Origin of the sequence: Faecalibacterium sp. IP-1-18 (genome assembly GCF_023347355.1) — a bacterium.
Taxonomy (GTDB): Bacteria; Bacillota; Clostridia; order Oscillospirales; family Ruminococcaceae; genus Faecalibacterium; species Faecalibacterium prausnitzii.
Genome location: NZ_CP094472.1, coordinates 765,747 through 784,851 on the forward strand (window position 1 = coordinate 765,747; position 19,105 = coordinate 784,851).

The window sequence follows — 19,105 nt, forward strand, 5'->3', positions numbered from 1 at the left end:
GCTGCAACCGGAAGAATGCACGCGCCGGGCAGCGGCGGCGTACCGGGAAAAGCGCCCGGCGCCGGGAGGGGAGAAACGGATGACAAAGCTACTGCATGGCAATGAAAAAAGCAGACTGACCGGTGGGCGGGAGCCGCTGTTCAGCCAGAAGGAACTGCTGGTACTGGCCATTCCGCTGCTGGTGGAGCAGCTGCTGGAAGTGACGGTGGGTATGGCCGACACCATGATGGTGTCCCGCTGCGGCGAGGCGGCCATCTCCGGCGTCAGTCTGGTGGATATGATCAATAACCTTATCATCGTGCTGTTTGCGGCGCTGGCTACCGGCGGCGCGGTGGTGGTAAGCCAGTATCTGGGCGCAAAAGAGCGCGGGAATGCCGACAAAAGCGCCGGTCAGCTGCTGCTGCTCAGCGGCTTGTCCGGTGTGGTGATCGGCGTGGTATGCTTTGTGCTGGCCCGCCCTATGATCCGGCTGTTCTACGGCTCTATTGATACCGACGTGCTGGACGCGGGCGTGAAGTATTTGCAGATCATCGCCCTCAGCTACCCGTTTCTGGCGCTGTACAACGGCGGTGCGGCACTGTTCCGCAGCATCGGCAACTCCAAGATCTCCATGCAGATCAGCTTTCTGATGAACATCATCAACATCGTGGGCAACGCGGTGTGCATCTTCGGCTTCAAAATGGGCGTGGACGGCGTAGCATGGCCCAGCGTGGTGTCCCGCGTGGTGGCTGCGGCGCTGATCCTGCGCAAGTGCTACCGGGAGGATGCGGTGCTTACCGTGCCCAAGACCCTGCGGCTGGACGGCGGCATGGCAAAGCGCATTCTGGGTATCGGTATCCCCTCGGCCTTTGAAAACAGCCTGTTCGAGGCCGGGCGCATTCTGGTGGTGAGCATGATCTCCACCTTCGGCACGGTGCAGATCGCAGCCAACGCGGTGGCCAACAATCTGGACGGCATGGGCGTCATCCCGGGCAAGGCCATCAGTCTTGCCATGATCACGGTGGTGGGGCGCTGCATCGGTGCCGGCGACCACGAACAGACCGTTTACTACACCCGCAAACTGCTGCTGTGGGCTTACATTACCATGGGGCTTTCCAACGGGGCGATCCTGCTGTTCCTCCGGCAGTTGGTGGGCATCTACGCCCTTTCCGGCGAGACGATGGAGCTGGCCATCACGCTGGTCACCATCCATGCGGGCTGCGCCATCATCTTCTGGCCGCTGTCCTTCGTACTGCCCAACGCCCTGCGCGCGGCCAACGACGTGAAATTTACCATGGTGGTGTCCATCCTCAGCATGGCCTGCTGGCGGCTGGGCTTCAGCTATCTGCTGTGCGTCCGCATGGGCTGGGGCGCTGTGGGCGTGTGGGTGGCTATGGTCATCGACTGGACCTGCCGCGTGACCTGCTTTGTGCTGCGCTTCCGCAGCGGCGCATGGAAAACAAAATATCAGGCATAACAATAAGGAGAAAAGCATGAAACTGATCAGCTGGAACGTGAACGGCCTGCGCGCCTGCCTGACCCACGGCTTTGCCGAGAGCTTTGCCGCGCTGGACGCGGACATCTTCTCGGTGCAGGAGACCAAGATGCAGCCGGGACAGGCAGATTTTGCGCCGGAGGGCTACACCGAATATACCTACTCTGCCGAGAAAAAGGGCTATTCCGGCACGGCCTGTTGGTGCAAAACCGCGCCGCTGGCGGTGACCACCGGCATCGGGCTGGAACAGCACGACCACGAGGGGCGGGTGCTGACGCTGGAATACCCCGGCTTTTATCTGGTAAACTGCTACACCCCCAACAGTCAGGACGGGCTGAAGCGGCTGGACTACCGCATGGAGTGGGAGGACGCCTTCCGGGCGTACCTGCTGGCACTGGACGCAAAAAAGCCGGTGATCCTGTGCGGCGATTTGAACGTGGCGCACACTGAGATGGATATCAAAAACGCCAAGACCAACCGCATGAGCGCAGGCTTTACCGATCAGGAGCGCGCCAAAATGACCGAGCTGCTGGCGGCGGGTTTTGCGGACAGCTTCCGGGTGGTGCACCCGGACGAGGTGAAGTACAGCTGGTGGAGCTACCGCTTCCACGCGCGGGAAAAGAACGCGGGCTGGCGCATCGACTATTTTATCGTTTCCCGGCGCATTGCAGACCGCATCCGCGCCGCCGAGATCCACAACGAGATCTTCGGCTCCGACCATTGCCCGGTGGAGCTGCAGATCGACCTGTAATATAAGGAGAAGCCAATGCTGAAAAATTATCTTCTGATCTTCCTTATCTCCATGGTGCCCATCATTGAGCTGCGCGGGGCCATCCCCATCGGGCTGGGCATGGGGCTGCCGGTGCTGCCCACCTACCTTTTGTGCGTACTGGGCAACATGATCCCGGTGCCCTTCATCTACCTGTTCGCCCGCAAGTTCCTCATCTGGGGCTACCACAAGCCCCTCATCGGCCCCATCTGCCGCTTTTGCATCAACAAGGGCGAAAAGGGCGGCCGCGCACTGGAGGCCAAGGCCGGCAAGGGCATGACCGTGGCACTGCTGCTGTTCGTGGGCATCCCGCTGCCGGGCACCGGCGCGTGGACGGGCACGCTGGCAGCCTCCATTCTGGATATGAAGTTCAAGGACGTGTTGATCGCCTGTATGGGCGGTGTGCTGCTGGCGGGCATCATCATGGGCTTGGCAAGCGCCGGGCTGCTGGGTGCGCTCAGCGGGCTGTTTGCGGCAGGCTGACAAAACGCGGACGCTTTTGTCGTGAAAAATGCCGGTAGCTTTTCCGCCCGGAGTGTGTTAAACTGGGTAACAGTTGTGAAAACCGGGATCTGCTCCCGGTCAGAAAGGACGTTATAGAACATGGATCAGGCACTGAATCAGAAAATTGACGCATACATTGCGGAAAACAAGGAGCAGCTGCTGCAGGACATTGCAGCGCTGGTCGCCATCGACAGCGTAGAGGGCACCCCGGAGGAGGGCGCACCCTTCGGCGCAGGCCCTCGGGCCGCGCTGGACAAGACGCTGGAACTGGCAGCAGGCATGGGCTTTGCCACCCGCAACTGCGAAAACTACATCGGCTATGCCGAGCTGGCCGGTGCGGACCCGGAAAAATATCTGGCCACCATCTGCCATGTGGACGTTGTGCCCGTGGGCAACGGCTGGACGGCAGACCCCTTTAAGATGCGCATTCAGGACGGCTGGCTGCTGGGCCGCGGCGTCTCGGACGATAAGGGCCCGATGATCGTTACTCTGTACGCGCTGAAGTTCCTCAAGGAGCAGGGCTACCAGCTGCGCTACCCCATCCGTGCCATTGTGGGCGACAACGAGGAGACCCACATGAACGATGTGAAGTACTATCTGGAAAACTACCCCGCTCCGGTGTTCTGCTTTACCCCGGATGCCGAGTTCCCGGTGTGCAACGGCGAAAAGGGCCACTTCGGCGGCAAGATCGTCAGCCCGGTGTGCAACGGTGTCATTGCAGAGTTTGAGGGCGGTGTTGCCAACAACGCGGTGCCGGATCGCGCCAGCGCACTGGTCAAGACCGATATCCGCAAGCTGAAGAACGCCCCCAACATCACGCTGGAACCGGAAGGGGACGGCGTGCGGGTGCGCGGCTGGGGCAAGTCCGGCCACGCCGCTATGCCGGAGGGCACGGTGAACGCCATCGGTCTGGTGGTGGATTATCTGCTGGATAACGGCCTGTGCAACGATGCCGAGCGCGCTTATCTGGAAGCACTGCGCAAACTGCACAGCTCCACCGCAGGCACCGGCCTTGGCATCGACTGCGCCGACGGCCCCTTCGGCCCGCTGACCATCATCGGCGGCCGCATCTATATGGAGGACGGCAAGCTGGTGCAGACCATCGACAGCCGCTTCCCCACCTGCACCAACAGTGAAAAGCTGACCGCACAAATCACCGCTGCGCTGGGCGAGGGCGCAAAGCTGGAGGATGTGGATGCTGCCGAGCCGTTCTACATCGAGGCCGACAGCCCCGCCATCCGCGCCTGCATCGACACCTACAACGAGGTGACCGGCGAGAATGCCACCCCCTTCACCATGGGCGGCGGCACCTATGCCCGCCACTTCCCCTATGCCGTCAGCTTCGGCCCGGAGCATGAGGATGTGAAGCTGCCGGAGTTCGGCGGCCCGATGCACGGTGCCAACGAGGCTGCCCCCATCGACAAGCTGCTGGAGGCTGTCAAGATCTACATTCTGGCGCTGCTGCGGCTGGAAGAGATCGACTTCTGAGGTACAGCATGAACGTGCTTGTCATTGACGGGCAGGGCGGGGGACTGGGCCGCCAGCTGGTGGCTGCCCTCAGCTCCCAGTGCCCGGACGTCCGGCTTGTGGCCGTGGGCACCAACAGTGTCGCCGCGCAGGCCATGCACAAGGCCGGGGCGCAGCGCGCCGCCACCGGTGAGAATGCCGTGGTGGTGAACTGCCGCAGCGCGGATATCATCGTGGGGCCCATCGGCATCGTCATTGCAGATGCGCTGCTGGGAGAGATCACCCCTGCCATGGCCACGGCAGTGTGCCAGAGCAGCGCCACCCGGGTGCTGATCCCGGTGAACCACTGTGAAAACTATATCGTCGGCGTGCCCGACCAGCCCATCGGCAGCCTTGTAGCTGCCGCCGTGCAGAAGGTGAAAGCCCTCTGCGCCGGGAAAGGCTGCTGAAATTTTTTACAAACAAACAGGCGGCTGTACAAAATGCTGTACAGCCGCCTGTTTAGTTTATTCAGCGCATATTACTGGTGCGGTGCTCCATCAGATAGGTAGCCTGCAGGTCTGCGATGTGCAGTTTGACCGCCAGCGGGTACTTGTCGTAAGCTTCTGAGATGGCAAAACAGCCGCCCCGGGCCGCATCGTCAAAGCCGCCCATGTGCCAGCGGATGGCAACCGCTTCCTCCACCTTCAGCTTCATGAACCGCTCGATGAGAAACACGCTCTTTTCGCCGTGGCCGTAGGGGAACAGATCCTCTACACTGTAAAAGGGCGCTTTTTCCCACTGTCCGGTGGCTTCGTTCTTTACGTTGCGGGTGCCCAGCTTGTAGTAGTTGGCCTTGCACAAATCGTGCAGCAGGGCACAGATGGCGTAGCTCTCCTCGCTTTCGCCCTCGGTGAAAAAGCTGTCGTGCAGCGCATGGTAGACGTTCAGGCTGTGCATACACAGCCCGCCTTCACAGGCTCCGTGGAAGCGGGTGGACGCCGGTGCGGTGAAAAAATCCGTCTTTTTGTCCAGCCAGTCCAGCAGCTTTTCGCTGCCCGGGCGGGTGACGTGCTGCTGCCAGATGTCCAGAAACTCTGCGCGGTCGCCCCCGCTCACAGCTCCATGTCCTCCAGAATGCCCTTGAGGATGGCCAACTCGTCATGGCTCAGGGAAATGCCCTTGCCCATGCGGGTGCCATCCGGGGACCAGTCGCGGATGTCGTACTTGGGCTCGCCGTCGTTCCAGCTGATAAGGTTCAGCTGACGCTCCCAGCCGCGGGGACGCTGGCTCAGCACGGCTACACGCTGGACAACTTCGTATTTGATCTCTGCCATATTGCAAAACCTGCCTTTATGTTTGTATGCTACCATAATAAGGGAAGTGCGGCGAGATTTCAACAGGTAAACTGAAATATTTTAAAAAATTTTTGTTACGCTCAGCCGTAAGGGGCGTCCTCGCGCCATTCCACCAGCTCTAAAACGGCGGCCGTATCCTCGTCCGGGGCGGGGTGGCGGCTGTGCAGCTTTTGCTTTGTGCTGAATAGCCCGGGCGCGTAGTGTGCCATCACGCTGGTCTGCACGTCCCCGGCCAGAAAGGCGGCGGCATTCTTCTGGCGGCAGGCCATGGGGGTGCCGTCAGTCATGGGGACACCGGGCTTTTCGGGCTGCGGCAGCTCCGGCGGGGGCAGCTGGGTGCCGGGCGTGTCCGGCGCAGCCGGGGGCTGCAGTGGCATACTGCCCAGCGGCGGGGCATTGCGGGTGCTGCTTGCCTGCGGGGCGGCAGCGGTGCCGGGCTGGTTTTCCAGTTCGTGGCGGATGAAGGGTTCCAGAGAATTCATCAAAATTCACCTCCGCCCCTAGTGTGCCCCGCCAGAAGCGTTTTACACCCGCAGCTCTACGGTGGAGCCGCCGGTGCGGGCCTTGTGCACCACCACCTGCCGGTCGATGCGGTCCTTGAGCGCCCCCACATGGGAGATGATGCCCACCAGACGGTCGCCCTCGGTCAGGCCGGAGAGCACCCGGATGGCCAGTTCCAGCGATTCCTCGTCCAGCGAGCCGAATCCCTCGTCTAAGAACAAGGTGTCCAGCCGGATGCCCCCGGCGCTGCTCTGTACCTCGTCCGAAAGGCCAAGCGCCAGCGCCAGCGAAGCCTTGAAGCTCTCGCCGCCGGAAAGGGTCTTTACACTGCGGCGGGTGCCGTTGTAGTGGTCGATGACGCCAAGGTCCAGCCCGGACTGGCTGCGCTGGTTCTCTGCACCGATGCGCTCCAGCTCGTATTGCCCGGCGGTCATCTGCATCAGCCGGGTGTTGGCATAGCGCAGAATGCGGTCCAGATAGTTCATCTGGATGTAGGCTTCGAGGCGGATCTTCTGCTTGCTGGTCAAAGTGCCGCCCGCCGTGGCAGCCAGTGCGCTGACCCACTGCCACCGGCTTTCCAGCGTCTGCCGCGCCTCGGCGGCAGCGCGGTACTGCGCCGCTGTTTTGCGGTTGGGCAGCAGTTGTGCCGAAAGCTGCTTTTCCCGGCTGCGTAGGGTCTCCCGCGCGGCGGTCAGTTCGGTCTGCTGTGCGGTAAGCTCCTCGGCGCTGCGGGCGGGCAGTTCCTTTTGAGCGGCGGTCTGCTGTGCGGTCAGCGCCTCCACAGCGGCCTCGGCGGCGGCAACGGTCTGTTCAGCCTGTTTCAGCTTGCGCTGTGCCGTGTCCATACCGGTGCGCAGGGTGCTGCGGTCAGCCTCCAGCTTGTCCAGTGCCGCCTGTGCGTCCGCGCGCCGGGGGTAGGGCAGGGCGGCGCGCCGCTCTGCGATTTGCCCCTCCAGCGCGTCAGCACTTGCATTCTGTGCGGCAGCACTGCGGTCGGCCTCGGAAGCGGACTGCTCCAGCGCTGGACGCTGGCGGGTCTTGCCCTGCCGGTCGGCTTCCAGCTGTGCCTTGCGGCGGCAGTCGGCCTCGGCCTGTTGGCACTGGGCTTTGCAGTCTGTCTGTGCCGCCTGCAAAGCGGTATTCTCTTCGGCCAGAACGTTGGTCATCAGGGCAAAGGTAAGGGGTACTGTGCCCTCCGGCGTGGTAAAGCGCTCCGGCAGCAGGGTCTCGGCGTCCCGCCGGAGGGAAGTTTTCGCCTCGTTGGCGGTGGCCAGTGCGCTCTGGGCGGCAGCGCTGGCGTTCTGTGCCTGCCGGTCAGCTTCCGCAGCGGCCTGCCGTGCGGCTTCCACCTGTGCCTGCGTGGGCGCAGTATGGGGCAGCAGGGCGCGGGCGGGGTGATGGGTACTGCCGCACACCGGGCAGGGTGCGCCCTCGACAAGGCTCTCGGCCAGCAGCCCGGCCTGTGCGTCCAAGAATGCCCGTTCCAGCGCGTCCCGCCGGGCGCGGGCTTCGTCCTGTGCGGCGGCAGCGGCGCGGTAATTTTCCTGCGCCTTGTGTGCGGCCTTGGCCTGTCGCTGGCAGTCCGCAAGGCGCTGTTCCAGCTTTGCCAGCGCTTCGCCGCGCTGTGTCAACTGGGCACTGCGATTTTGCAGCGCCAACAGCCGGGTGTCCGCGTTTGCCAGCGCGGCAAGTTCGGTCTCAGCGGCGGCAAGGGCGGCGTTCAGGCTGTCCAGCTGGGTGCGGCGCTTTTGCGCCTGCGCCGCCGCCAGCCGGGCGGCGTCCCGCGCTTCGGTCTGCTGACGGCAGAGCGCGTCCAGCGTGTCATAGGCCGCAAGGGCGCTCTGCGCCTGCGTCACCTGCGCAGTCAGGGCATCCAGCTGTGCAGCATCTCCGGCGTGGCGGTCGGCCTCGGCGCGGGCGGCGTCCAATGCGGGTCTTGCGGCGACAAGCTCTGCCTGACGGGCAGCCAGCTGCTGCGCCAGCCGCTGCGCCTGTGCGGCGGCACCCAGCTGCTGCTGTACCGTGTCCAGCTGGGCTTCGGTGGCTTGCAGGGCGGTGCCGGCTTCTTCCAGCGCTGCCGCCTGCCGGGCAGTCAGGGTGTCCAGCAAGGAAAGCGCCGTTTCCGGTACAGTCTGGGCGCACAGGGTGCGCAGCGCCTCGGCGTCCGGGTCCTCCGGGCTGAATTGCAACCCGCCCAGCAGACTGTCCAGTTTGGCATTCTGAGCGGTACGCTGCTGGTTCAGCGCGGATGCTTCGGCCTGTAAGCGCTCTTGCAGTTGGGCATAGCGCTGGGTGCGGAACAGCTTGCGGAAGATACGGCTGCGCTCCTCGGTGGAGGCGTTGAGCAGCTTTGTGAACTGGCCCTGCGCGATGAGCACGATCTGAGAAAACTGGTTGTAGTCCAGCCCGATGATCTCCTGCACGGCGGCGGTCACGTCCTTGGCTTTGGTCACCGGCGGGCGGTCGTCCGGGTAGGTCAGGGTGGCATCCGCCTTTTCGGTGGTCATGCCCTCGCCCCGGGCCTTGGGGCGCTGATACTCCGGGTTGCGGCGCACCGTGTAGCGCACGCCGTGCACCTCAAATTCCAGCTCCACAAAGGTGGGGGTCTTGTCGTCTGCGTACTTGCAGCGCAGCATGGAGCCCTCCCGGATGCCGCTGCTGGAATGATCGTACAGCGCATAGGTGATGGCGTCAAAAATGGTAGTCTTGCCCGCGCCGGTGTCGCCGGTAATGAGGTACAGCCCGCCTTTGCCCAGTTTTTCAAGGTCGAGGGTGGTCTCGGCGGCATAGGGGCCAAAGGCCGAAAGGGTCAGTCGCAGCGGTCTCATACAGTATCGCCCTCCTTCCAGATCTCCTCGATCAGTTCCTGGCAGAATGCCGTCTGCTCGGCGGTCAGGGGCTGATTATTTTGCAGCTGGTAAAAGGCAGCCAGATGTTCCAGCGGGGAGATGCTCTCGGTGCGCTCCGGGGCGCTGATCTCCTGCTGCTGGCGGGTGCGCTGGTTGTCGTAGTCCAGCTGCATCAGGTTGGGGTAGATGACCCGCAGCCGCGCCAGCGCATCCGGCACATCCTGCTCGTCGGTCAGGGTGATGTACAGATAGTCGTCCACGGCGGTGCCCTCGTAGCAGCGGCGGTCGGTCAGTTCCGTGTAGCTGCCCCGCAGCCCGCGCAACTCGTGCCGGGGGGTCAGGGGCGCGGTGGTGATGTGCACCTCGCCCTTTGCACCCAGCTCCACAAAGGTAGCGCTTTTGCACTGCCCCGCCTCCGAGAAGGAGTACTTCAGCGGTGTGCCGCAGTAGCGCAAGGTCTCCCGCCCCACCTTCTGCGGGCTGTGCAGATGCCCCAGCGCCACATAGTCAAAGGCATCGAACAGGGCGGCGTCCACGCTGTCCACCCCGCCTACCGAGGGCTCCTCGCTCTCGCAGGCGGCAGCACCCGCCACGAACTGGTGCGCCACCAGCACGCTGCGGTGGCCGGGGTCCGGGGTGCAATGCCGCAGCACGCAGGCAAGGGCGTCGTTGTAGCTCTCAATAGGCTCGTCCGGCCAGACGTGCCGCACCATGGCGGGCTTTAAAAAGGGCAGTAAGTACACATCCACCGTGCCGTGGGCATCCTGCAAAGGGATGGGCTGCGGCGCGCCGGTGAACACCGGGCTGACGTAGACCCGGCTGTCGGCCAGCAGGGCAGCGCCAAAGGCCACCCGGTCGGCAGAATCGTGGTTGCCGCTGATGGCGAACACCGGCAGCTTCCGCGTCGCCAGTTGGGTAAGGAACCAGTCCAGCAGCCGCACCGCTTCGGCAGGGGGAACGGGCTTGTCGTAAAGGTCGCCTGCCAGCAGCACGCCGTCCACAGGGGTCTCATCCAGCAGGGTCAGAATTTCTTCCAGAATATACCGCTGGTCCTCCAGCATGGAAAACTCGCACACCCGCTTGCCCAGATGCAGGTCGGACAAATGCAGAAAACGCAAACAGGAACACCGCCTTTCAAAAAACGCTTTGCCCTATTATAACGCAGCCGCCGCCGCAGGCGCAACCAAGGAGAACAGAAAAAAGGACAACTGCTGTTTGCCGTTGCGACCCCTTCTGTGAAAATGGGACACCGGAGCGTCTGCGGACGCTCCGGTGTCCCGAAATTTAAAATGATTCTTCCGCTTACGGCCTGCGTATATCAGAACATCTTCTCCCAAGTGGCGTAGCCCACGCTGCCGTCTGCCGTCAGGCTGTTGCGCCGCTGGAACCGCTGCACGGCGGCAGCGGTGGCCGCACCGTACTTACCGTCATCTTTCAGCCGCTCGCCCAGAGAATTGAGCTTCTGCTGTACCAGACGCACCGTGCCGCCGGAAGAGCCGGTGTGCAGCACGATGCCGGGGTAGGGCACTTTCAGCCCGTGCTTTGCGGTGTAGCGGGTGTAGAGCACATTCCATGTGTTCTGTCCCACCTTGCCGTCCATGTTCATCTTGTTTTTCAGCTGGAACTCCTGTACGGCACGCTGGGTGCTTGCGCCGAACTTGCCGTCTGCCTTCAGCGCATCGTACCATGTGCACGCATCGCGCACGCCGTTGAGCCACGTCTGCACAAGTGCCACGTCCGGCCCGGAGGAGCCGCGCTGGAGCAGGGAATAATAACCGGGAATCGCCATAGAGGGATCCCTCCTTTCCCTCCATGCTATGCTCCGGCGGGGCACGGCGTCACCCCGCCAGCAGCACTGTCTGCCGCTGGGCAGTCAGCCGGTGCGCCCAGTCCACCAGCCGGAACCGCAGGATGTACTGCCCGCAGACAAGGTCGTTTTCGGCAGGCAGAGCGTAGCCGCCCTGCGCAAAGCTGCACAGCCCCGGGTATAGCACACACCACCAGTTGTGCCCGCCGCCGCTGCCAATATCGATGCGCACGGCATCGTACCGCCCGGCGGGCAGCTGACCAGTGGGGTAGCGCCGGGCGGGAAAGTACATATTCACGAGATACACCCGCACCGGGGCACGGATGCCCTGTGCGGTCAGCGCCCGCTGCGCCGCCAGCTGAAACTGCAAAAGCCGCCCTGCCGCCCATGCCCGCGCCTCCGGTGCGCTGTGCGCCGGGCATTGCTGCATCACGGCCAGCACTGCGTCCCGCACCCGGAGCTTGGCGCTCTGGTCAGCCACGGCATCACTGGCCGCTCGGATGTGCAGCCGCAGGGTGTCGGCGCACAGCGCTGCCCCGGCATCCAGCTGGGTGCGCCCCCAGCACAGTCCCTGCAAAGCGCCGCACAGCGCAAAGCCCACCAGCAAGTTGGCGCATAGCAGCCGCATCTGCCGGACGGAAAGCGGCTTTAAAAACCAGCGAAGCATAAAAAACAGACCCCTCTTCTGGAAATGATAACCAGAGGATGGGTCTGTTGCAGCGGGATTATACAAAAAAATAAACCCTCTCAGTCATTGCTGCGCAATGACTGAGAGGGTTCGTATCAGTTCTTCAAAGACTGCATGGGTGCGGGCAGGCGGCCGCCGCGGTTGATGAACACCGAGGGGTCGTGGCTGTTCACCGGCATGATGGGGCCATAGCCCAGCAGACCGCCGAAGTCCAGCACCTCACCGGCCTTGCGGCCGATGGCGGGGATCACACGCACGGCGGTGGTCTTGCTGTTCACCATGCCAATGGCGGCTTCGTCCGCGATCAGGGCGCTGATGACGGCAGGGGTGGTGTCGCCGGGGATGATGACCATATCGATGCCCACAGAGCAGACGGCGGTCATGGCCTCCAGCTTTTCAATGGTCAGACAGCCGATCTCGGCAGCGTGAATCATACCGGCATCCTCGCTGACCGGGATAAAGGCACCGGACAGGCCGCCAACGTGGTTGGAGGCCATCACGCCGCCCTTCTTCACGGCATCGTTCAGCAGGGCAAGGCAGGCGGTGGTGCCGCAGCAGCCGCAGGTTTCCAGACCCATCTCTTCCAGAATATTGGCCACGCTGTCGCCGATGGCAGGGGTGGGAGCCAGAGAAAGGTCGATGATACCGGCAGGCACGCCCAGTGCCTTGGAGGCAAGGTTTGCCACCAGCTGGCCCACGCGGGTGATCTTGAAGGCGGTGCGCTTTACCAGCTCTGCCACCTCGTCGATGGGGGCGTCCTTGGGCAGACGTGCCAGCGCGGCGCGCACAGCGCCCGGGCCGGAAACGCCCACATGGATCTCGCAGTCCGGCTCGCCGGGGCCGTGGAAGGCACCGGCCATGAAGGGGTTATCCTCCGGGGCATTGCAGAACACCACCAGCTTGGCGGCGCCGATGCACTGACGGTCGGCGGTCAGCTCGCTGGCCTTCTTCACGGCCTCGCCCATCAGCTTGATGGCGTCCATGTTCAGACCGGCCTTGGTGGCACCGATGTTCACCGAGCTGCACACGATGTCGGTCTCGGCCAGTGCGCGGGGGATGGACTCGATCAGACGGCGGTCACCGGCAGAAAAGCCCTTGTGCACCAGTGCGCTGTAACCGCCCACAAAGTTGACGCCCACCTTTTTACCGGCGGCGTCCAGCGTCTTTGCAAAGTCCACGGGGTCTGCCTCCGGGCAGGCACCCAGCAGCATGGCGATGGGGGTAACGCTGATGCGCTTGTTGATGATGGGAATACCGTACTCGGCGCTGATATGCTCCACGGTGGAGACAAGGTTCGCAGCCTTGGTGGTGATCTTGTTATAGATATTCTCGCAGGCTTTTTTGGGGTCCGGGTCGATGCAGTCCAGCAGGCTGATGCCCATGGTCACGGTGCGCACGTCCAGATTATCCTGCGTGAACATCTCGATGGTCTCCAGGATATCCCCGGTGTTAAACATACTCATAGCGGTTGCGGGCTCCTTTCTGGCTCAGATGGTGTGCATGGCGTCAAAAACTTCCTGACGGGTCACGTTGATCTGCATCCCCATCTCGGCAGCAAGCGCATCGGTGCGCTTGTGCAGCTGGTCGTGGTCAACATTGCAGTTGCTCAGGTCCACCAGCATGATCATGGCAAACATCCCCTGCAGGATGCTCTGGGTCACATCCTCAATGTTGATGTTCAGTTCGGTGCACAGACCGGCCACCTTTGCGACAACGCCCACGGTATCGTGTCCAATGACGGTAATGAAAGCTTTCATGGTTTCCACCCTCGTTTTCCTTATAGTGATTGGTGCCGCCAAAGACCCGGCACACGCTTACCCTTTCAGTATAGCAGATTTAGCAAAATTTGAACACACTTTTTGTAAAAAAGAGCAGAATACGGGGGCAAAAGACATTCTATATAAAAATCAAGTGCAATCTGCTGGGGCTTGTGCTATACTTATACATAATTTCCCGCGGATTTCCGTGTAGAGGGTTGATAAGGAGTATATGACAATGGAACAGCTTTTGAAGATTCTGGAAAACAACGCCCGGCTGCCCGTGGAGGACATTGCCACCATGCTGAACAAATCCCCCGCCGAGGTGGCGGCGATGATGGATCTTGCCCGGGCGCAGGGCATCATCAAGGGCTACAAGACCCTTGTGGACTGGGAAAAGGCCAAGGTGAACCGCGTGGAGGCGGTCATCGAGCTGAACGTCAGCCCCAAAAAGAGCCGCGGCTTTGACGAGATCGCCGCCACCATCGCCGCCTTTGACGAGGTGGAGAGCGTGCTGCTGATGAGCGGCGGGTACGACCTGCAGCTGGTGATCAAGGGACAGACCTTCCAGGAGATCGCCCTGTTTGTGGCAAAGCGGCTTTCGCCGCTGGACGATGTGCTGTCCACCGCCACCCATTTTGTGCTGCGCACCTACAAAAAAGAGGGGCGGCTGTATCAGGATGAAGAAATTGATGAAAGAGAGTGCACGGTGCTGTGATGGATTATGATAAACTGATCGCGCCTGCCGCCAAGGCCATGCGCCCCTCCGGCATCCGCAAATTTTTCGATCTGGCCGCCGAAATGCCCGAGTGCATCAGCCTTGGCGTAGGCGAGCCGGACTTCAAGACCCCGTGGGCTGTGCGCGAAGCCGGCATTGAAAGCCTTGAGCATGGCCGCACCCGCTATACCTCCAACGCCGGCTTAAAGGAGCTGCGCGCCGAGATCAGCCGGTATCTGGAGCGGCGCATGAACCTGCGCTACGACCCCATGCGGCAGATTTTAGTGACCGTGGGCGGCAGCGAGGCCATTGATATGTGCATCCGCACGCTGGTCAAGCCCGGGGACGAGGTGATCATCCCGGAGCCCTGCTTTGTGTGCTACGAGCCCATTACCACCCTGTCCGGCGGCGTGCCGGTGCACGTTGCCTGCCGTCAGGAGGACGAGTTCCGTCTGCGCGCCGATGCGCTGAAGGCAGCCATTACCCCCAAGACCAAGCTGGTCATCATGCCCTTCCCTAACAACCCCACCGGTGCAGTGATGGAGCGGGAGGATCTGGAAGCAGTGGCTGAGGTGCTGCGCGGCACCGATATCATGGTGCTGTCTGATGAAATTTACGCAGAGCTGAACTACGGCCTGCGGCCGCACGTTTCCATTGCCACCCTGCCCGGTATGGCAGAGCGCACCATCGTGGTGAACGGCTTTTCCAAAAGCTATGCCATGACCGGCTGGCGGCTGGGCTACGCCTGCGGCCCGGAGGCAGTCATTAAAATTATGACCAAGATCCACCAGAGCGCCATCATGAGCGCCCCCACCACCAGCCAGTACGCCGCCATCACCGCCCTGAAAGAGTGTGACGGCGAGATCGACCGGATGCGGGACGAGTACAATATGCGCCGCCGTCTGGTGGTGCGCAGCTTCAACGATATGGGTCTGACCTGCTTTGAGCCCCGGGGCGCGTTCTACGCCTTCCCCTGCATCAAGAGCACCGGCATGAGCAGTCAGGAGTTCTGCACAAAGCTTTTGGAGCAAAAGCACGTTGCCATCATCCCCGGCGATGCCTTTGGTGCTTCCGGCGAGGGGTACTGCCGCGTTTCCTACGCTTACAGCGTGGAGCACCTGACCGAGGCGCTGAAGCGCATCCGGGAATTTTTGGTGGAAAACAACATCTACCACGGCAACTGAGGAGGAACACGGATGGAACGGCGAGAGCGGAAAAACGCAGTGACCGTGCTGGCCCCGGCCAAGCTCAATCTGGCACTGGATGTAGTGGGCTTGCTGCCCAATGGCTACCATGCGCTGGACATGACCATGCAGACCATCACCCTGTACGAGCGGGTGATGCTGCGCCGCAGCGCCGGGCTCAGTCTGCGTCTGCCGGGCAGCCTTGTGCAGCCCAACGATAAAAATACTGCCATCAAGGCGGCGCTGGCGTTCTTCCACTACACCGGCCTGCTGGCGGGGGTGGATATCACCATCTACAAAAACACCCCGGTGCGGGCGGGTATGGCGGGCGGCAGTGCAGACGCTGCCGCCGTGCTGGTGGGTCTGAATGCCCTGTACGGTGCAAAGCTTTCCATGAGCGAATTGTGCGCGCTGGGCGCAGGCATCGGTGCGGACGTGCCCTTTGCCCTGATGGGCGGCACCTGCCGGGTGCAGGGCGTGGGCGACCTGCTCAAGGCGCTGCCCCCTGTGCCGGACTGCTGGTTCACGGTGGTGATGCCGGACTACGGCGTGTCCACCCCGGAGGCCTTTGCCGCCTATGATACCGTGGGCAGCAGCATCCACCCGGACTGTGAGGCGCAGGAAAAGGCCATCCGCGCCGGAGACTTGGACGCCGTATGTGCTGCCGCCGGGAATGCGCTGGAAGAGTGCAGCGGCGCAAAGGACAACGAGGCGATCAAAGCCCTGCTCCGGGCGCACGGCGCTGTTACCGCGCTGATGACCGGCAGCGGCGCAGCAGTGTTCGGCGTGTTCCGGGACGAAGCTGCCGCCAGAACCGCCGCAGCGGCAGCAAAGCGGCAGTGGCCGCAGGTCTACGTTGCCAAGCCCGACCGCGGCGGTGCACGGGTGATCCGATAAAAAAGTATAAACCTCCTTCCCGCAGGGCATACTGGCCCCAAAGGAAGGAGGTCTTTTTTGTGCAGACCTTTTACAAAATCTGCCTGCTGCTGCTCATTGTGGGCGGTGTGAACTGGGGGCTCGTGGGGCTTTTTCAGTTCGACCTTGTGGGTTGGCTGCTGGGCGGCAGCACCTCGGTGTGGTCCCGCATCGTGTTTGCGCTGGTGGGCTTGGCTGCCCTTGGCTGCATTCCGGAACTGTTCAACGAAGAACCGGAGGAAGAATAACAAAACGGCTGCTGCACTTTGCGTGCAGCAGCCGTTTTCAGGTTATAGTTTTTCCAGCGAAAATATAAAATATTTTCTGTGTGGTTTACTGGTCGTTATCCACATCGTCCCAGCCAATGAGGTCGGGCAGGGTCAGTGTCTCGTCCGAGCAGTGGTGGCTTGCGCGGCGCTGGTCGGCAGCCTTGGTGTGCACTACCTCGCGGGCAAGCTCCCGGATGGCAATGCAGTCCTCCGGCAGGTCGGTCTGGCTGCGGCCGGAGTGGGTGAACAGGATTTTGCCCTCGTGGCCCACGATCAAGGTCATGGGCAAAATCTGCGGGGCATTGCGGTCGTAGTGATAACCGGCATCCCGGGCACTTTTGTAGATGCGCTGGGCAGAAAAGCTCCAGCTCAAAAGCCCGCGTGCCTGCTCCACCCCCAGATAGCTGTACAGCACACCCGGCGCATCGCAGATGATGGGGAAGGGAAACTCCTTCCCCTGTGTAGCCTCGGCCACCGCGCGGGGCGCTGAGCGCACCACGCACGCCAGCCGCACACCCCGCAGCCGCGGCAGGGTCTTTAAGTAGCGGGTCAGGTATTCCCGGGTGACCGGGTGGTCGAACCCGGGCAGAAAGATCATGCACAGGGGTTCGGTGCCCGCACACAGGGCGTAAAAATCGTTGCCCGGGGTGGTGGGGGTGTCGAAGGTGAACCGGGGAATGGAGGTACCAACCAGATGCTCAGAGCTCATGCCGCAATTGCACATCCTTTCAAATGGTGATAAAAAAATCCACAGCCGTGCCCTGTGTTTGCAGGGGCACAAGCGGTGGATTGGATTACTATAAAGATCCCGCCCGGTCGTCTGCGGTCAATCAAACCTACCCTTACGGACAGGTGGGTGCCCTGTCTCCGGAATCACGCTTCCTCATCGAACCTCCATGGTCGACCCATGGCGGGGAGGTCTGCAATCCACCGGAGAACTCCGGGCTCCCGTTGAATGATTAGTAGGATCATACAAACCGCAACAAATCGAGCCGGGCAGGAAGTCTTGCACGGGTCAATCCGTCAAAGGACTTACTCGATATCGTAGTCCTCGCTCAGACGCTGCTCGAACAGCTTGCTGACTTCCATCAGCACCTCGTCATCCTCCACAACGTCCAGATATTCGCCTTCGTCGTCCTCCCCGACACTCAGGATCACCAGCTGGGCGTCCTCGTTCAGGTCCTCTTCGTTCTCGGCGTATTCCACAACAGCCAGATAATGCACGCCCTTGTGGTCCAGCGCATCGATCACCTCAAAAGTGACCTCGTTGCCGTCCTCGTCCTCAAGGGTCATCAGGTCGGGCTGATATTCTTCCTCAGTATTGGGGTTCTTGATCTCGTCAGACATAATACGCTCCTGTATTGCTTTAAGCCAAAAAGCAGTTGATGCAGCGGGCTGCGTCCCGCTTGGTCTGCTTATAGTGTAGCGTGTTTTGCGCAGTTCGTCAAGATGCTTTTTCGCACAGAAATCATTGGATAAATTTTCACGCAATTTCCTCTCGCACTGCCGCGCAGAATATGGTATACTACTGGTTAAAGCTTTTGCGCTGCGCTGTGCGGCGTTGTAGTACAATATATGGAACAGGGAGCGGGAGTATGTTGAAAAAATTCGGGGCAGTCTGTCTTGCGGCGGTGCTGCTGCTTACGGGCTGCACGCTGCGGCCGCAGGAAAACGGCAGCAAGGTCCAGAGCATCAGCCGCCCGGCGGTGGAATCCGCTGAGCTGCAGTTCACCCACCCGGCAGCAGGGGACACCGTTGCGGTGTTCGATACCTCTGCGGGTGTTTTCCGTGCGGTGCTCTTCCCGGAAAAGGCCCCGCAGGCCTGCGATAACTTCATCGGCCTTGTACAGCAGGGTTACTACAACGGCCTTACCGTGAGCCGGGTGGAGAACCAGTTCGTGGTGGAAGCCGGGCAGGGCGCAGACGGCAAGGGCTCTACCATCTGGAAGGGCAGCCGCTACCCGGTGGAAGCATCGGACAGCCTGCACCACTACGCCGGGGCGCTGTGCATGGGCGTGGACGCCTCCGGCGCGTGTGCCAGTGTGTTCTATGTGGTGGAATCGCTGCCGGGAGAACAGTCGGTAACGCAGGAACTGGCAGACCAGATGAACGCCGCCGGTTACCGCGCCGAGGTGGTATCCGCGTACCAGACGGCGGGCGGCGCACCCTATCTGGACTACACCGACACGGTATTCGGGCAGGTGTACGAGGGCATGGACATCGTGGATACCATCGCCCAGACCGCTGTGGACGAAAACCAGAAGCCCACCACCGATATCACCATCAACAGCGTGAGCATCGAGACCTATCAGGGATAAATAGTAAAAGATGCCTGTGCGTGAGCACAGGCATCTTTTTTTACATCTCCCCGGGGTGCTCCTTGCGCCATGCAAGGTAGTCCTCTAAAATCACCGTGGCACTGACCGAATCCAGAATCTCCTTGCGGCGGCTGCCGTAGGTGCCGCTTTCGTCCAGAAGGTCAGCGGCGGCGCAGGTGGTCTGACGCTCGTCCCACATCCGCACCGGCAGGCCGCTCCAAAGCTCCACGGTCTTTGCCAGCTTGCGGCTCTTGGCGGCGCGCTCACCCTCGGTGCCGTCCATATTCAGCGGCAGACCGATCAGGATCATCTCGGCTTCGATCTCCTTGGCTACCTCGCAGACCCGGGCGGCAACCTTGTTGCGCGCCTTTAAGGTGATCTGGGGCGTAATGGCGGTGGTAAGAAATTCGGTGCGGTCGCAGGTGGCAAGGCCGGTGCGGCTGTCCCCGTAGTCAACGGCTAAAATCTTCATACAAAGTCCCTTTCCGGTGTGCAGAATGTTTTTTCCAGTGTACCACAGCGGCGGCGGGATTGCAAAGAAAAGCGGT

General features: G+C 61.8%; 22 protein-coding genes and 1 other RNA gene. 10 read left to right on the forward strand and 13 right to left on the reverse strand.

Annotation, left to right across the window (positions count from 1 at the left end; translation table 11 throughout):
• Positions 1-79: 79 nt before the first annotated feature.
• The 5 genes from MTP43_RS03610 (at position 80) to MTP43_RS03630 (ending at position 4,663) form a co-directional block, all read left to right on the forward strand.
• A complete protein-coding gene (locus MTP43_RS03610; RefSeq protein WP_113992777.1) occupies positions 80-1,456 on the forward strand; it encodes an MATE family efflux transporter in 1,377 nt (458 codons plus the stop codon).
• Between the two features lie 16 nt (positions 1,457-1,472).
• A complete protein-coding gene (locus MTP43_RS03615) occupies positions 1,473-2,225 on the forward strand; it encodes an exodeoxyribonuclease III (protein WP_005928145.1) in 753 nt (250 codons plus the stop codon).
• A 15-nt stretch (positions 2,226-2,240) separates the two neighbouring features.
• The gene (locus MTP43_RS03620; RefSeq protein WP_005928148.1) at positions 2,241-2,726 is read left to right on the forward strand and encodes a COG2426 family protein; all 486 of its coding nucleotides are present in this window, start codon (positions 2,241-2,243) and stop codon (positions 2,724-2,726) included.
• 120 nt (positions 2,727-2,846) lie between these two features.
• Positions 2,847-4,235, forward strand: coding sequence for a Sapep family Mn(2+)-dependent dipeptidase (locus MTP43_RS03625; protein ID WP_113621403.1), 1,389 nt, complete (start codon positions 2,847-2,849; stop codon positions 4,233-4,235).
• A gap of 8 nt (positions 4,236-4,243) precedes the next feature.
• Positions 4,244-4,663, forward strand: a complete 420-nt coding sequence (locus tag MTP43_RS03630) for a DUF3842 family protein (RefSeq protein ID WP_113621402.1) — start codon at positions 4,244-4,246, stop codon at positions 4,661-4,663.
• Positions 4,664-4,724: 61 nt separating this feature from the next.
• On the opposite strand, the gene MTP43_RS03635 is transcribed toward MTP43_RS03630, so the two are convergent.
• The 9 genes from MTP43_RS03635 to MTP43_RS03675 all read right to left on the reverse strand — a co-directional run bounded on the left by MTP43_RS03635 (position 4,725) and on the right by MTP43_RS03675 (position 13,153).
• A complete protein-coding gene (locus tag MTP43_RS03635; RefSeq protein WP_097782353.1) occupies positions 4,725-5,312 on the reverse strand; it encodes a hydrolase in 588 nt (195 codons plus the stop codon).
• Positions 5,309-5,530: a YdbC family protein gene (locus tag MTP43_RS03640; protein WP_015536721.1), complete on the reverse strand. Its 222-nt coding sequence runs from the start codon at positions 5,528-5,530 to the stop codon at positions 5,309-5,311. The genes MTP43_RS03635 and MTP43_RS03640 overlap by 4 nt, the downstream gene beginning before the upstream one ends.
• A gap of 101 nt (positions 5,531-5,631) precedes the next feature.
• On the reverse strand, positions 5,632-6,033 hold the full coding sequence (locus MTP43_RS03645) for a hypothetical protein (protein ID WP_005928165.1): 402 nt from the start codon (positions 6,031-6,033) through the stop codon (positions 5,632-5,634).
• 42 nt (positions 6,034-6,075) lie between these two features.
• Positions 6,076-8,880 (reverse strand): AAA family ATPase, encoded by a 2,805-nt coding sequence (locus tag MTP43_RS03650; RefSeq protein ID WP_097782354.1) that lies wholly within the window; start codon positions 8,878-8,880, stop codon positions 6,076-6,078.
• The gene (locus tag MTP43_RS03655; protein WP_113621401.1) at positions 8,877-10,019 is read right to left on the reverse strand and encodes an exonuclease SbcCD subunit D; all 1,143 of its coding nucleotides are present in this window, start codon (positions 10,017-10,019) and stop codon (positions 8,877-8,879) included. Before MTP43_RS03655 ends, MTP43_RS03650 begins: the two co-directional genes overlap by 4 nt.
• 200 nt (positions 10,020-10,219) lie before the next feature.
• Positions 10,220-10,690, reverse strand: a complete 471-nt coding sequence (locus MTP43_RS03660) for a peptidoglycan-binding domain-containing protein (RefSeq protein ID WP_097782357.1) — start codon at positions 10,688-10,690, stop codon at positions 10,220-10,222.
• A gap of 49 nt (positions 10,691-10,739) precedes the next feature.
• Complete coding sequence (locus tag MTP43_RS03665; protein WP_113621400.1) at positions 10,740-11,375, reverse strand: stage II sporulation protein R; 636 nt, start codon at positions 11,373-11,375, stop codon at positions 10,740-10,742.
• 116 nt (positions 11,376-11,491) lie between these two features.
• Entirely contained in the window at positions 11,492-12,853 is a 1,362-nt protein-coding gene (locus MTP43_RS03670) for a PFL family protein (protein WP_044960914.1), read from the reverse strand.
• 30 nt (positions 12,854-12,883) lie between these two features.
• Positions 12,884-13,153, reverse strand: coding sequence for an ACT domain-containing protein (locus MTP43_RS03675; protein WP_005928182.1), 270 nt, complete (start codon positions 13,151-13,153; stop codon positions 12,884-12,886).
• 238 nt (positions 13,154-13,391) lie between these two features.
• Between MTP43_RS03675 and MTP43_RS03680 the strand changes: the two genes are divergently transcribed.
• Genes MTP43_RS03680 through MTP43_RS03695 form a run of 4 tightly spaced genes read left to right on the forward strand, consistent with a single transcriptional unit; the run spans position 13,392 to position 16,218 of the window.
• Positions 13,392-13,871, forward strand: a complete 480-nt coding sequence (locus MTP43_RS03680; RefSeq protein ID WP_015536725.1) for an Lrp/AsnC family transcriptional regulator — start codon at positions 13,392-13,394, stop codon at positions 13,869-13,871.
• On the forward strand, positions 13,871-15,055 hold the full coding sequence (locus MTP43_RS03685; RefSeq protein WP_097778699.1) for a pyridoxal phosphate-dependent aminotransferase: 1,185 nt from the start codon (positions 13,871-13,873) through the stop codon (positions 15,053-15,055). The genes MTP43_RS03680 and MTP43_RS03685 overlap by 1 nt, the downstream gene beginning before the upstream one ends.
• A 12-nt stretch (positions 15,056-15,067) precedes the next feature.
• A complete protein-coding gene (ispE, locus tag MTP43_RS03690) occupies positions 15,068-15,952 on the forward strand; it encodes a 4-(cytidine 5'-diphospho)-2-C-methyl-D-erythritol kinase (protein ID WP_097782361.1) in 885 nt (294 codons plus the stop codon).
• Between the two features lie 59 nt (positions 15,953-16,011).
• On the forward strand, positions 16,012-16,218 hold the full coding sequence (locus MTP43_RS03695) for a DUF378 domain-containing protein (RefSeq protein ID WP_097782362.1): 207 nt from the start codon (positions 16,012-16,014) through the stop codon (positions 16,216-16,218).
• Between the two features lie 85 nt (positions 16,219-16,303).
• Here MTP43_RS03695 and MTP43_RS03700 read toward each other — a convergent pair whose 3' ends face one another.
• The 3 genes from MTP43_RS03700 to MTP43_RS03710 all read right to left on the reverse strand — a co-directional run bounded on the left by MTP43_RS03700 (position 16,304) and on the right by MTP43_RS03710 (position 17,586).
• The gene (locus MTP43_RS03700; RefSeq protein WP_005928199.1) at positions 16,304-16,948 is read right to left on the reverse strand and encodes an AhpC/TSA family protein; all 645 of its coding nucleotides are present in this window, start codon (positions 16,946-16,948) and stop codon (positions 16,304-16,306) included.
• A gap of 92 nt (positions 16,949-17,040) precedes the next feature.
• Positions 17,041-17,245, reverse strand: a non-coding RNA gene (gene ssrS / locus MTP43_RS03705) — 6S RNA.
• Between the two features lie 26 nt (positions 17,246-17,271).
• On the reverse strand, positions 17,272-17,586 hold the full coding sequence (locus MTP43_RS03710) for a DUF1292 domain-containing protein (protein WP_005928201.1): 315 nt from the start codon (positions 17,584-17,586) through the stop codon (positions 17,272-17,274).
• 248 nt (positions 17,587-17,834) lie between these two features.
• Here MTP43_RS03710 and MTP43_RS03715 point away from each other — a divergent pair, with 248 nt between their 5' ends.
• Complete coding sequence (locus MTP43_RS03715) at positions 17,835-18,557, forward strand: peptidylprolyl isomerase (protein ID WP_097782363.1); 723 nt, start codon at positions 17,835-17,837, stop codon at positions 18,555-18,557.
• 40 nt (positions 18,558-18,597) lie between these two features.
• Here the strand turns inward: MTP43_RS03715 and ruvX are convergent, their stop codons facing one another.
• Positions 18,598-19,029, reverse strand: coding sequence for a Holliday junction resolvase RuvX (gene ruvX / locus MTP43_RS03720; protein WP_005928206.1), 432 nt, complete (start codon positions 19,027-19,029; stop codon positions 18,598-18,600).
• Positions 19,030-19,105 lie beyond the last annotated feature (76 nt).

What these genes read in the sequence shown, in the direction of transcription:
- MTP43_RS03610 (WP_113992777.1), top strand. Translation starts at nt 80, where the DNA reads ATGACAAAGCTACTGCATGGCAATGAAAAAAGCAGACTGACCGGTGGG.
- MTP43_RS03615 (WP_005928145.1), top strand. Translation starts at nt 1,473, where the DNA reads ATGAAACTGATCAGCTGGAACGTGAACGGCCTGCGCGCCTGCCTGACC.
- MTP43_RS03620 (WP_005928148.1), top strand. Translation starts at nt 2,241, where the DNA reads ATGCTGAAAAATTATCTTCTGATCTTCCTTATCTCCATGGTGCCCATC.
- MTP43_RS03625 (WP_113621403.1), top strand. Translation starts at nt 2,847, where the DNA reads ATGGATCAGGCACTGAATCAGAAAATTGACGCATACATTGCGGAAAAC.
- MTP43_RS03630 (WP_113621402.1), top strand. Translation starts at nt 4,244, where the DNA reads ATGAACGTGCTTGTCATTGACGGGCAGGGCGGGGGACTGGGCCGCCAG.
- MTP43_RS03640 (WP_015536721.1), bottom strand. Translation starts at nt 5,530, where the DNA reads ATGGCAGAGATCAAATACGAAGTTGTCCAGCGTGTAGCCGTGCTGAGC.
- MTP43_RS03645 (WP_005928165.1), bottom strand. Translation starts at nt 6,033, where the DNA reads ATGAATTCTCTGGAACCCTTCATCCGCCACGAACTGGAAAACCAGCCC.
- MTP43_RS03650 (WP_097782354.1), bottom strand. Translation starts at nt 8,880, where the DNA reads ATGAGACCGCTGCGACTGACCCTTTCGGCCTTTGGCCCCTATGCCGCC.
- MTP43_RS03660 (WP_097782357.1), bottom strand. Translation starts at nt 10,690, where the DNA reads ATGGCGATTCCCGGTTATTATTCCCTGCTCCAGCGCGGCTCCTCCGGG.
- MTP43_RS03665 (WP_113621400.1), bottom strand. Translation starts at nt 11,375, where the DNA reads ATGCTTCGCTGGTTTTTAAAGCCGCTTTCCGTCCGGCAGATGCGGCTG.
- MTP43_RS03670 (WP_044960914.1), bottom strand. Translation starts at nt 12,853, where the DNA reads ATGTTTAACACCGGGGATATCCTGGAGACCATCGAGATGTTCACGCAG.
- MTP43_RS03675 (WP_005928182.1), bottom strand. Translation starts at nt 13,153, where the DNA reads ATGAAAGCTTTCATTACCGTCATTGGACACGATACCGTGGGCGTTGTC.
- MTP43_RS03680 (WP_015536725.1), top strand. Translation starts at nt 13,392, where the DNA reads ATGGAACAGCTTTTGAAGATTCTGGAAAACAACGCCCGGCTGCCCGTG.
- MTP43_RS03685 (WP_097778699.1), top strand. Translation starts at nt 13,871, where the DNA reads ATGGATTATGATAAACTGATCGCGCCTGCCGCCAAGGCCATGCGCCCC.
- ispE (WP_097782361.1), top strand. Translation starts at nt 15,068, where the DNA reads ATGGAACGGCGAGAGCGGAAAAACGCAGTGACCGTGCTGGCCCCGGCC.
- MTP43_RS03700 (WP_005928199.1), bottom strand. Translation starts at nt 16,948, where the DNA reads ATGAGCTCTGAGCATCTGGTTGGTACCTCCATTCCCCGGTTCACCTTC.
- MTP43_RS03710 (WP_005928201.1), bottom strand. Translation starts at nt 17,586, where the DNA reads ATGTCTGACGAGATCAAGAACCCCAATACTGAGGAAGAATATCAGCCC.
- MTP43_RS03715 (WP_097782363.1), top strand. Translation starts at nt 17,835, where the DNA reads ATGTTGAAAAAATTCGGGGCAGTCTGTCTTGCGGCGGTGCTGCTGCTT.
- ruvX (WP_005928206.1), bottom strand. Translation starts at nt 19,029, where the DNA reads ATGAAGATTTTAGCCGTTGACTACGGGGACAGCCGCACCGGCCTTGCC.